Annotated in this window: 11 protein-coding genes, 1 tRNA gene and 1 pseudogene; 12 read left to right on the forward strand and 1 reads right to left on the reverse strand. The window is 68.5% G+C overall.

What is annotated here, in order from left to right; all coding sequences use genetic code 11:
- The first annotated feature begins 43 nt into the window (after positions 1-43).
- Together VHB27_RS21480 and VHB27_RS21485 are read left to right on the forward strand one after the other, a co-directional pair.
- Positions 44-120, forward strand: a tRNA-Pro gene (locus VHB27_RS21480).
- 65 nt (positions 121-185) lie between these two features.
- Entirely contained in the window at positions 186-767 is a 582-nt protein-coding gene (locus VHB27_RS21485; protein ID WP_325604419.1) for a YMGG-like glycine zipper-containing protein, read from the forward strand.
- Between the two features lie 146 nt (positions 768-913).
- On the opposite strand, the gene VHB27_RS21490 is transcribed toward VHB27_RS21485, so the two are convergent.
- Positions 914-1,255 (reverse strand): tRNA-binding protein, encoded by a 342-nt coding sequence (locus tag VHB27_RS21490; protein WP_325604421.1) that lies wholly within the window; start codon positions 1,253-1,255, stop codon positions 914-916.
- A gap of 80 nt (positions 1,256-1,335) precedes the next feature.
- Between VHB27_RS21490 and ggt the strand changes: the two genes are divergently transcribed.
- The 10 genes and pseudogenes from ggt to VHB27_RS21540 form a co-directional block, all read left to right on the forward strand.
- The gene (gene ggt, locus VHB27_RS21495) at positions 1,336-2,934 is read left to right on the forward strand and encodes a gamma-glutamyltransferase (RefSeq protein WP_325604422.1); all 1,599 of its coding nucleotides are present in this window, start codon (positions 1,336-1,338) and stop codon (positions 2,932-2,934) included.
- Between the two features lie 3 nt (positions 2,935-2,937).
- Complete coding sequence (locus VHB27_RS21500; RefSeq protein ID WP_325604423.1) at positions 2,938-4,428, forward strand: amidase; 1,491 nt, start codon at positions 2,938-2,940, stop codon at positions 4,426-4,428.
- 147 nt (positions 4,429-4,575) lie between these two features.
- Positions 4,576-6,258: a dihydroxyacetone kinase family protein gene (locus tag VHB27_RS21505; protein WP_325604425.1), complete on the forward strand. Its 1,683-nt coding sequence runs from the start codon at positions 4,576-4,578 to the stop codon at positions 6,256-6,258.
- A gap of 89 nt (positions 6,259-6,347) precedes the next feature.
- On the forward strand, positions 6,348-6,518 hold the full coding sequence (locus tag VHB27_RS21510) for a hypothetical protein (protein ID WP_325604427.1): 171 nt from the start codon (positions 6,348-6,350) through the stop codon (positions 6,516-6,518).
- Positions 6,519-6,869: 351 nt separating this feature from the next.
- Entirely contained in the window at positions 6,870-7,139 is a 270-nt protein-coding gene (locus tag VHB27_RS21515) for a hypothetical protein (RefSeq protein ID WP_325604429.1), read from the forward strand.
- Between the two features lie 12 nt (positions 7,140-7,151).
- Positions 7,152-7,541 (forward strand): annotated as a pseudogene (locus VHB27_RS21520) (redoxin domain-containing protein); the annotation flags it as partial.
- A 567-nt stretch (positions 7,542-8,108) separates the two neighbouring features.
- Positions 8,109-9,071, forward strand: a complete 963-nt coding sequence (locus VHB27_RS21525) for an alpha/beta hydrolase family esterase (RefSeq protein WP_325604431.1) — start codon at positions 8,109-8,111, stop codon at positions 9,069-9,071.
- 26 nt (positions 9,072-9,097) lie between these two features.
- Positions 9,098-9,505, forward strand: a complete 408-nt coding sequence (locus tag VHB27_RS21530; protein ID WP_325604433.1) for a VOC family protein — start codon at positions 9,098-9,100, stop codon at positions 9,503-9,505.
- A 112-nt stretch (positions 9,506-9,617) separates the two neighbouring features.
- Entirely contained in the window at positions 9,618-10,715 is a 1,098-nt protein-coding gene (locus tag VHB27_RS21535; RefSeq protein WP_325604435.1) for an NAD(P)/FAD-dependent oxidoreductase, read from the forward strand.
- A gap of 46 nt (positions 10,716-10,761) precedes the next feature.
- A partial coding sequence (locus VHB27_RS21540; RefSeq protein ID WP_325604438.1) for a hypothetical protein occupies positions 10,762-10,974 on the forward strand: 213 nt, incomplete at its 3' end.

Raw genomic sequence — 10,974 nt, forward strand, 5'->3', positions numbered from 1 at the left:
GCTTGCTCCCGGACAAGGCGGCGGCTATATGCCGCGCCTCGGCCGGAGTGTAGCTCAGCCTGGTAGAGCACTGTGTTCGGGACGCAGGGGCCGGAGGTTCGAATCCTCTCACTCCGACCAGGGATTCCCCCGAGGTATGGCCGTAACGCTTTGTCGCCGTTTTCGGGTAGGCGTGTGCCGTCATCTTGGATATCACCGCCGCGACCGCCGCCGTATCGTGGACGCGGGTCAGGATACAGGATTATGCGATGCGCCCCTTCCATTTGACGGCGGGACTTGTGGCCCCGCTTCTTCTCCTCAGCGCCTGCACGACGGCTCCGATGGGACCGACGATCGCAGTCATGCCGGCGCCCAACAAGCCGTTCGACGCGTTCCAGCAGGACCAGTATGTCTGTAAGCAGTTCGCCTCCGATCAGGTGGCGGGCGGTGCGCAGCAAGCCAATAATCAGCAGGTTGGCACGGCGGTGGTCGGCACGCTGTTGGGCGCGGGCCTAGGTGCCGCGATCGGCGGCGGCCGAGGTGCGGCAATCGGCGCCGGCGCGGGTGCGCTCGGCGGCACCGCCGTCGGGGCCGGGCCGGCGCAGCAGGCGAATTACAGCCTGCAGCAGCGCTACAACCTGGCCTACGCGCAGTGCATGTACACCAAGGGCAACCAGGTGCCGGGTTTCTCGCCGGGCCCGAGCTACCCGCCGCAACCGCCGGCCTCTCTTCCGCCCCCGCCCGGCAGCTATTACCCGCCGCCACCGCCGGCGTATTACCCGCGCTGAGTATTTTCGGCTCCCGCCCGTCTGTCCCCCCGCGATGGCCGGGCTTGTCCCGGCCATCCGCGCCTTGACGCTCATGGCCGGTTAGGAGTCGCGCGGAAGCGGCCCAGAGCCGGTCATGACACTCCGGTTATGACCGAGGGAGCCCCTCAGAACAGCTTCCCCCCGTTCGGCACATGCAGGTCCGGACGGACCAGCACCACGGCGCCGTCCTCGTCGGGCATGCCCAGGGTCAGCACTTCGCTGATGAACGGGCCGATCTGGCGGGGCGGGAAATTCACCACGGCGCAGACCTGCCGGCCGATCAATTGGTCCGGCTTGTAGTGCACCGTCAGTTGCGCGCTGGACTTCTTGCAGCCGATCGCCTCCCCGAAATCGATGACCAGCTTGATCGCCGGCTTGCGCGCCTCGGGGAAGGGTTGGGCGTCGACGATGGTGCCGACGCGGATGTCCACCGCCTCGAAATCCGCATAGGTGATGGTCGCCGCCATGCCGAATCCTCCTGTCCGCCGCGATTTACCCGCATCGCGCCCACGGATAGTGTGTGGTTTTCCGACCCGCAGGAGCCCGCATGCGCGATTACCAATTCCCCGGCCGCAGTCCGGTTTATGCCACCCACGGGATGGCGGCAACGTCGATGCCGGCGGCCACCCTGACGGCGTTGGACGTGCTGCGCGCAGGGGGCAATGCGCTGGATGCCGCGGTCGCCGCTGTCGCGGTGCAATGCGTGATCGAGCCGCAATCGACCGGCATCGGCGGCGACTGCTTCTGCCTGTACGCCCCCGCCGGCACCGGCAAGGTGTACGCCCTGAATGGGTCGGGCAAAGCCCCCGCCGCCGCCAATATCGACTGGTACGAAAGCCGCCAGATCCGCGCGCTGGAAAACACCTCGGCGCACTCGGTCACCGTGCCGGGTGCGATCAGCGCGTGGGAGACGCTGCTGAAGGCGCATGGGCGCAAAGGGCTCGACGAGTTGCTGCAACCCGCCATCCGCTTCGCCGAGGAAGGCTGGCCGGTCCATCCCAAAGTCTCCTGGGACTGGGCGCGCGGGGTCGAGAAGCTACGCAAGGGAAAATCCTTCGCCTTCCTGCCGGGCGGGGAGGCCCCCAAGACCGGCGACGTGTTCCGTCAGCCGAACCTGGCCGAGACCTTGCGCTCGATCGCCAAACATGGCGCCAAGGCGTTCTATGAAGGGCCGGTCGCGGCCGACATGGTCGCCACGCTGCGGTCCTTCGGCGGCCTGCATACCGAGGAGGATTTCGCCCGCGGCCTGACCGCGGCCGAGTTCGTCGACCCGATCCAGCTCAACTGGAAGGGCTATGACGTGTTCCAGTGCCCGCCGAACGGCCAGGGCCTGCTGGTGCTGATGATCCTGGGCATGCTGGGCAACCTGCCGACGGCGTCCGACGGCCCCGCCGGCGTGATCCGTGCGCATCGCCACATCGAAGCCGCGCGGCTGGCCTATCGCGACCGCGACGCGTTCCTCGCCGACCCCTCGATGGTCGACGTGCCGGTCGGGAAGCTGCTCAGCCCCGAATACCTGTCCAAGATGGCGTCCCTGATCGACGACAAGCGGACGATGCCGGAGCTGCCCCTGCCGGGCGAGACCGCCCTGCCCCCGCACAAGGACACCGTCTATCTCTGCGTCGTCGACAAGGACGGCAACGCCTGCAGCTTCATCAATAGCCTGTTCGAGAATTTCGGCTCCGGCATCCTGGCCCCCAACGCCGGCGTAATGCTGCAAAACCGCGGCTTCGGCTTCCGGCTGGAGCGTGGACATCCCAACTGCATCGCACCCAACAAGCGGCCGATGCACACGATCATCCCCGGCATGCTGATGAAGGACGGCAAGCCGCAGATGCCGTTCGGCGTGATGGGCGGCCACTACCAGCCCGTCGGCCAGTCCTGGTTCCTGACCAACTTCCTGGAGTACGGGCTCGACATCCAGGAAGCCATCGACCTGTGGCGCGTCTTCCCGACCAAGGGCAAGCTGCAGGTGGAGCGCAGCGTGCCGGCCAGCGTCGTCAGGGCATTGACCGCCATGGGCCACCAGCCGGAGGAAACCGAGCGTCCCCACGGCGGCGGCCAGGCGATCTGGATCGATTACGCGCGCGGCTGCCTCGTCGCCGGATCGGAGCCCCGCAAGGACGGCTTGGCGCTGGGATACTAAGCGATGCAACCCTGTGACCTGACCGCCGTCGAGGCGCGGCGGCTGATTGGCGCGCGCGCCCTGTCCGCCACCGAACTGCTGGAAAGCTGCATCGCGCGGATCGAAGCCGTGGACCCTGCCGTCAACGCCGTCGTCGCCCGGGACTTCGACCGGGCGAGGGCGACCGCGAAGGCGGCGGACGCAGCGACGATGCGGGGGGATGACCTGCCCCCGCTGCATGGCCTGCCGCTCGGCATCAAGGACCTGCTGATGACCGAAGGGCTGGCCAGCACGATGGGCAGCCTGCTGTTCAAGGACAATGTCCCCGCCAAAGACGATTTCCTCGTCGCGCGGCTGCGGTGTGCCGGGGCGAACGTCATCGGCAAGACCAACACGCCCGAGTTCGGCGCCGGGGCGAACACCCGCAACGCCGTCTATGGCGCGACCGGCAACCCGTTCGATCCGAAGAAATCCTGCGCCGGCTCCTCCGGCGGGGCAGCGGTGGCGCTGGCGGCGGGGATGATGCCGCTCTGCCAGGGCTCCGACACCGGCGGCTCGCTGCGCAACCCGGCGGCATTCTGCGGCATCGTCGGCTTCCGGCCGACGCCCGGCATGGTCCCCGCCGGCGCGCGCGGCATGGGCTGGAGCGGCCTGCCCGTGCTGGGTCCCATGGCCCGCACCGTCGCCGATGCCGCGCTGCTGCTGTCGGCGATGGCGAGCGACGACGCTTATGACCCGCTGGCCACCACGATCCACGGCAAGACGGTGCGCGAGCCGACCGACGTCTACCCGCTGCGCCCGATCGACCTGTCCCGCCTGCGCGTGGCCGTGACGCCGGATTTCGGCTTCGCGCCCACCGAGAAACACATCCGCGCCGTTTTCGCCGAAAAGCTCGGCCTGTTCCGGTCCGCCTTCGCCGTGGCGGAGGACGCCTCGCCCGACTGCTCCGGGACGGATGAGGTGTTCGAGATCCTGCGCGCCACGATCTTCGTCGGCACGCATGCCGAGAAAGTCGCCACTACCCCCGACAAGGTCGGCCCGAACGTGCGTGCCAATGTCGAGGAAGGCCTGCGCTACTCGGCGCAGGACGTGGCCCGCGCGATGACGGCGCAGACGGCGATCTATCGCCGCTGGCAGACGTTCTTCGAGCGGTTCGACGTCATCCTGGCGCCGGCGATCACCATCAGCCCGCGCTCCTGGCGGGAGCTGTACCCGGCCGAGATCGACGGCAAGCCGACCCGGACCTATTTCCACTGGCTGGCGATGGCCTACGCGGTGACGGTCGTCGGGCATCCGGCGGTGTCGCTGCCGGTGGGCCTGGATCGTAACGGGATGCCGTTCGGGCTGCAGATCGTCGGGCCTCGGGGCGGCGACGCGAAGGTGCTGCGCGTGGCCGCGGCGCTGGAGGCACTGCTGGCCGGCGATCCCCGCACCGCCCGGCCCGTGCCGGATGTGGCGGCACTGGCCAAGGCGCCCCCGATTCGCGAGATGGAGGGGTTCCTGGGGTTCGATTGATCGGCCTCCGTGTCATAGCCTCGCGACACTGCGTCATGGCCAGGCTTGGTTCGGCCACCCACGACTCGCGGTGCTGATGGCGAGAAGGCGTGGGCGACCAAGCCAGGCCCGGTCATGACACGCGTGACGAACAAGGGAGATAAAACGTTGAAGAAACTCATCAACGACCCGCGCCGCGTGGTGCGGGAGATGCTGGAGGGCGTGGTCGACCTCAACCCGGCCATCGCGCTTCTGGACTCCGAGGACGTCGTCATCCGTGCCGACCTGCCCGAACCGGCGCACCGCACAGTGGCGGTGCTGTCCGGCGGCGGAGCGGGGCATGAGCCGGCCCATGCCGGCTATGTCGGCGCCGGCATGCTGCACGCGGCTGTCTCCGGGGACGTGTTCACCTCGCCGTCGGTCGATGCCGTCTTCGCCGCGATCCGCGCGGTCGGCGGGCCGCGCGGCGTGGTGCTGATCGTCAAGAACTACACCGGCGACCGGCTGAATTTCGGCCTCGCCGCCGAGATGGCGCGCGCCGCCGGCATCCCGGTCGAGATCGTCATCGTCGCCGACGACGTGGCGCTGCGGGAAACAGTGCCCGCCGATCGCCGCCGCGGCATCGCCGGCACCGTGCTGGTCCACAAGGTCGCCGGCGCACTGGCGGAGTCCGGCGCGTCGGTCCATGACGTCGCCATGGGCGCCCGAGCGGCGGCGGCGGCGCTGGGGACGATGGGCGTGGCGCTGGGCGCCTGCACCGTGCCTGCCGCAGGCACGCCCGGCTTCACCCTCGGCGACGATGAGATCGAGCTGGGCCTGGGCATCCATGGCGAACAGGGTGTGCAACGCAGCGCCATGCGCCCTGCGGACGCGCTGGTGGACACGATCCTGGAGGCAATCGCCGCCGACCGCGGCCTGAAGCCCGGCGCCAGGGTCGCGCTGATGGTCAACGGCCTGGGCGGGACGCCGCCGATGGAGCTGTCGATCGTCGCCCGGCATGCCCTGGCCTGGCTGCGCGCGCATGGGATGCAGGTCGAGCGGGCCTGGTGCGGCACGTTCTTGAGCGCGCTGGAGATGCCCGGCTGCTCCCTGTCCGTGCTGCCGGTCGATGATGCGCGCCTGGCGCTGCTGGATGCACCCACCACGGTGCAGGCCTGGGGCGGGCGCGGCACGGTGCCCCAAGCGCGCGTGGTCCGGCCCGCGCCGGGTGCCGCCGAACAGGCGCCGCATGCGCGGTCGACGGACCGCTCGGGGCCGGCGGTACTGGCGGGGGCCGTGGCCTGCGCCGATGCGCTGGCGGCGGCAGAACGGCGGCTGACCGAGTTGGACAGTGCGGCGGGGGACGGCGACCTGGGGATCAGCATGGTGCGCGGCGGGACAGCGATCCGCGGGCTGACGGCGGCCGAGGACGCGGCGTCGACGCTGGCCGAGGTCGCGGGGGCGCTGCGCCGGGCGATCGCAGGCAGTTCGGGGCCATTCTACGCCGTGGGGATCCTGCGCGCGGCCGCCGTTCTGGCGGCGGCTGGGACGGTGGACGCTTCGGCCTGGGCCGAGGCGTTCGAGCAGGCGGCCGAAGCGGTATCGGACATGGGCGGGGCGAAGGTCGGTGATTGCACGATGCTGGATGCGCTGGTCCCGGCGGCGCAGGCGTTCCGCGGGGCAGTGGGACGCGGTGCAAGCCTGAAGGAGGCCCTGGCGGCCTGCGCCACGGCCGCCGAGACCGGCGCGGCAGCGACCGCGCAGATGCGACCGAGGTTGGGCCGGGGGAGTTACCTCGGGGATCGGGCGCTGGGGGTCGAGGACCCTGGGGCGGTGGCGGTGGCGATCTGGGTGCGGGCGTTGGCAGGGTAGAGGGGGCGTGAGCCATACACGGTCCGAAGCGTCGAGGCGCTGATCGCGGATTTCCTGGCGGATGTTCGACGGGTGCGGGGAGAGGACGAATGAACAAGGCCCAAGTGCAAGTCCATGTCGGCGAGACGATGGACGACATGGGCACGCACTTCATCGATACCTGGCATCGCATGGAGCGCGGCGAGGACGTTCGTGAGAAACACGTCGGCTTTGCGGATTGGGAAACGATGGTTCGGGTCCTTCCCCCCCAAGCGGTTTGAACTGCTGCGGCATGTCCACCAGCACCCCGCCAAGACCATTCGTGCGCTGGCCCTCACGCTCGGCCGGGATTACCGGCGGGTGCATAAGGACGTGGAAGCGCTGGAGGCCGCGGGGCTGCTGGATCGCGATAAGGAAGGGGTGCGGGCGGAGTATGACGCGTTCGATGTGCGGATGAGGGTGGCGCTGTAGTTTCCGTTGCCGGTATTCGAGGCGCTTCGTCATCGAAGGGGGACGAAAGAGCGCCGTGTGGGATGACGCTCAGCCTCCCACGTGTCGCTAGAGCCGCCATTGACCACACCGTTCGGTTCCACCAATCTCGGCAGTCGCAGTATGCGTGAACAGGAGGCTCGATGCCAACGCTGAGGGAAGAACTGGCAGCCATCCGCCGAAGCGCGGAGGGGGATGGGACAAAACCTGGTCGCATCCCGCCCGACCTGCTGAAAGTCATGCACAAGGTCACCGCAGACCAGCAGGCCTCCGGCTATCGCAATCGTCTGCCTGCGATCGGCACCAAAGCCCCCAGCTTCACCCTGCCCACCATCGAAGGCAACGCCGTCGCCTCCAGCGACCTGCTCGGCCGCGGCCATCTCGTCGTTTCCTTCTTCCGGGGCGCCTGGTGACCATACTGCCGATCGGAGCAGTCTGCTCTGAACAGAGTACTTCCCACCATTCGTGGCTTGGGCGCCGAGCTGGTTGTTATTTCCCCGCAACTCCCAGTGTTTCTGTTGGATATGAAAGCCAAGCAGAAGCTGGCGTTCGACATCCTGCATGACGAAGGCAACGAGGTTGCCGAAGCCTTCGGAATCATGATGCAACTGCCCGATGAGCTTATCGCGGTCTACCGCAAGATCGGCGTCGATCTGGAAAAGTTCAACGGCGATACGCTCTGGCGCCTGCCTGTGCCGTCGCGCTTCGTCATCGACAAGACCGGGATCGTCCGATTTACCGAAGGCGATCCCGACTACACCACTCGCCCCGAACCCGACCAACTGATCGAGGCTGTCCGGGCGCTTGGTGCGTAGCCTGACTGCCCCTGCCCGCTCCACGCGGCGCAGGGGCATTTTCAACCCATATATGACGTAATCATTTTACGTTCCGGTATAGTACTGGACTTCCACCCTTCCTCCCCCCCGAGCTGCTTCAGCTTCCCCACCAGCCGGGCCATCGCGTTCAGCGGACTGCCCAACACCGCACTCTTGTCCCCGACCCGACCTCAACGCCGCCGCGGCGTCCGCCCACAACGCCAGCCCGGACAGGTCACGGGCCAGCCTTACGGAAAGTTCATTCGTGAAACCCGGTGTGATCAGCCCCGTCGGAAGCACCGTCCCGGGCGGGCATGTCTCCAGCACGCAGCCAAGCGCCGGCTCATGGAACCGAACCTGCCTGGATCGCCGGCGCCGTCAGCCGGCGGCGGGGAAATACGCGCCGCGCCGTCGCGCCTTCCAGAAGGCCTCAATGACGTTTTCCATCCCTGTTCTCCTCGTTTTGACCAAGGCGTGCACACCCCTGCCCTGCCCGTCAAGCAGGACCGCGCCGCCCCCTGTGATCGCCGCATCGTGCGGTCCGTGCTAAGCGTAACGGCAATGCACATGAAGCTTGACGTGACCGAGGCTCCGCGCCTGGTCAAAAGCGATTGGCTCGCCGACGCCCTAGGCTCGATCCGCCAACGCCTCTATCCCCAGCCCGAGACGAACCCTCCGCCGAACCGGTCGCGCTTCCTCGACCTGTCGTTCACCAGCCCGGCGGGCACACGTCCCTACAAGCTGTATATACCCAGCGGCTACCGGGACCGACCCGTGCCGTTGGTCGTGATGCTGCACGGCTGCACCCAGACGCCGGACGACTTCGCCACCGGCACGCGGATGAACGCCGCGGCCGAAATGCGCACCTGCCTCGTCGCCTACCCGGCCCAGGTGCGCAGCGCCAACCTGCAACGCTGCTGGAACTGGTTCAACCCGGACGACCAGCGCCGCGACGGGGGCGAGCCGTCGATCATCGCCGGCATCATCCAGGCCATCGGCGCCGACTATGCGGTGGACCGGACCCGCATCTACGTTGCGGGCCTGTCGGCCGGCGGTGCACAGGCCGCCGTCATGGGCCAGGCCTATCCGGACCTGTTCGCCGCCGTCGGCATCCATTCGGGCCTGGCCTGCGGGGCGGCGCACGACCTGTCCTCGGCCCTGGCCGCGATGGCCAGCGGGGCCGCCGGCGCGGCACAGGCCGAGACCCGGCGCGCCATGCCGACCATCGTCTTCCACGGCGATGCCGACCGGACGGTGAACCCCGCCAACGCTGCGTCGGTCCTGGCGCAGGCGCTGCCGGCGACGCGGCTGACGACAAAGGCCAGGGACGGCCAGGCGCCGGACGGGCATGCCTATACGCATACCGTCACCCGCGACGCCGGGGCCGTGATCGGCGAGCTTTGGCAGGTCCATGGCGGCGGCCACGCCTGGTTCGGCGGCGACCCGCACGGAAGTTTCACCGACCCCAAGGGTCCCGACGCGACCGGGGAAATGCTAAGGTTCTTCCTGCAACATCGAAACAAGCCCTGACAACGGGCTTCGACAGGGAGGCCGCCATGGACATCCAGCCCTACGTGTTCTTCGAGGGACGCTGCGACGAGGCCCTCGGCTTCTACCAGCAGGCCCTCGGCGCGAAGGTGGAAATGCTGAAGCGCTTCCAGGACGCGCCGGACCAGTCGATGGTGGACCCGGCCAACGCCGGAAAGGTGATGCACGCCTCGGTTCGCGTCGGCGACACGGTGTTCGCTGCCTCCGACGGGCAATGCGGCGGCCAGTCCCGTTTCGGCGGCTTCGCGCTGACCCTGACGGTGGACTCGGAAGCCGACGCCGAACGGATCTTCGCGGCGCTGGCCGAGGGCGGTGAGGTCCGCATGCCGATGGCCGGCACCTTCTTCGCCAAACGTTTCGGTATGCTGACCGACCGCTTCGGCATAATGTGGATGGTGATCCACGGCGTACCCTAGAGCGCGATGAAGCCGCTTCCGCTCCCTCATCATGCTCCAGGCATTTGTTTGATTGCGTGATTCAGGCCTCCGGCGATCCGCCCTCGGTCATCACGCTCCAGGGGGAGGACGGATGGCGGTTTCACGTGACCTGATCGTCGTTGGCGGCGGCCTCGTGGGCGGGGCCATCGCCTGGGGTGCGCGGCAGACCGGCGCCTCCGCCGTCCTTCTCGACGAAGGCGACATCGCTTTCCGCGCCGCTCGGGGCAACTTCGGGCTGGTCTGGGTGCAGAGCAAGGGCGCGGGCATGCCGCCCTATGCGCACTGGACGCGCGAATCCGCTCGGCTCTGGCCACACCTGGCCGAGACGCTGCAGGCCGAGACGGGGGCCCCGCTGGGCCTGCACCAGCCGGGCGGCTTCGCCTTCTGCCTGTCGGAGCAGGAGTTCGAGGAGCGCGCCACCCTGATCCGCCGCATGCACAACGAAAGCGGCGACATCGGCACCCGCATGCTGGACCGAGCGGAAGTGCGCGCGATGGTCGACGGCTTGGGCGATGAGGTTGTCGGCGCCTCCTATTGCCCGGTCGACGGCCATGCCAGCCCGCTGTTCCTGCTGCGCGCCCTGCATCAGGGCCTGGATTACCGGCCCAACCACAGAGTGGAGCGGATCGACGCCGCGCCTAACAGCTTCCGCGTCCAGTGCGGCTCCGAGACCTTCCACGCCCCTCGCATCGTGATCGCCGCCGGCCTCGGCAGCCGCGACCTGGCGCCCATGGTGGGGCTGGACATGCCGGTGTCGCCGCTGCAAGGCCAGATCATCGTCACCGAACGGATGAAGCCGCTTCTCGGCTACCCCACCCACACGCTGCGCCAGACCGACGAGGGATCGGTGATGATGGGCGACAGCCAGGAGGATGTGGGCTTCGACCTGACCACGCGCGTGTCGGTCCTGAAAACGATCGCCGAACGCAACGCGCGGGTGTTCCCGGCGCTGAAGGACTCCAACATCGTCCGCATGTGGGCTGCGCTGCGGGTGATGTCGCCGGACGGCTTCCCGATCTACGAGGAATCGGAACGGTTCCCCGGCGCGTTCTCGGCCACCTGCCATAGCGGGGTCACGCTGGCGGGTGCTCATGCCCTGGCGCTGGCGCCGGCGATCATGGCCGGCACGCTGCCCGAAAGCCTGGCGGCGTTCTCCACGTCCCGCTTCAGGACAGAGGCGGCCGCCTAGCGGTTGTCGGACCATGCGGCTGCGTTGGCTCCCACGCACGGCGATCGTGACCGTCGTGCTGGCCGCCGTGGCCCTGGTCTTGCCGATGGCAGCAATTGAAACCACCTGCCGAGGCCAACCCCTGCGGCCGGCCGCCCCCGCGGATGTGGTTTCAGTCGATATCAAAGACCCGGGATACCGGCATCCCGAGGCGGGCGGCTACCTGTCCTATCCGGAATGGGCGATCGCCTATGCTTACCAGGACCTCGCGGCGACGATG

It is taken from the genome of Rhodopila sp. (assembly GCF_035548235.1).
Classification (GTDB): Bacteria; Pseudomonadota; Alphaproteobacteria; order Acetobacterales; family Acetobacteraceae; genus Rhodopila.

Coding starts and splice junctions, on each gene's coding strand:
- VHB27_RS21490 (WP_325604421.1), bottom strand. CDS start 1,255: ATGGCGGCGACCATCACCTATGCGGATTTCGAGGCGGTGGACATCCGC.
- ggt (WP_325604422.1), top strand. CDS start 1,336: ATGCGCGATTACCAATTCCCCGGCCGCAGTCCGGTTTATGCCACCCAC.
- VHB27_RS21500 (WP_325604423.1), top strand. CDS start 2,938: ATGCAACCCTGTGACCTGACCGCCGTCGAGGCGCGGCGGCTGATTGGC.
- VHB27_RS21510 (WP_325604427.1), top strand. CDS start 6,348: ATGAACAAGGCCCAAGTGCAAGTCCATGTCGGCGAGACGATGGACGAC.
- VHB27_RS21515 (WP_325604429.1), top strand. CDS start 6,870: ATGCCAACGCTGAGGGAAGAACTGGCAGCCATCCGCCGAAGCGCGGAG.
- VHB27_RS21525 (WP_325604431.1), top strand. CDS start 8,109: ATGAAGCTTGACGTGACCGAGGCTCCGCGCCTGGTCAAAAGCGATTGG.
- VHB27_RS21530 (WP_325604433.1), top strand. CDS start 9,098: ATGGACATCCAGCCCTACGTGTTCTTCGAGGGACGCTGCGACGAGGCC.
- VHB27_RS21535 (WP_325604435.1), top strand. CDS start 9,618: ATGGCGGTTTCACGTGACCTGATCGTCGTTGGCGGCGGCCTCGTGGGC.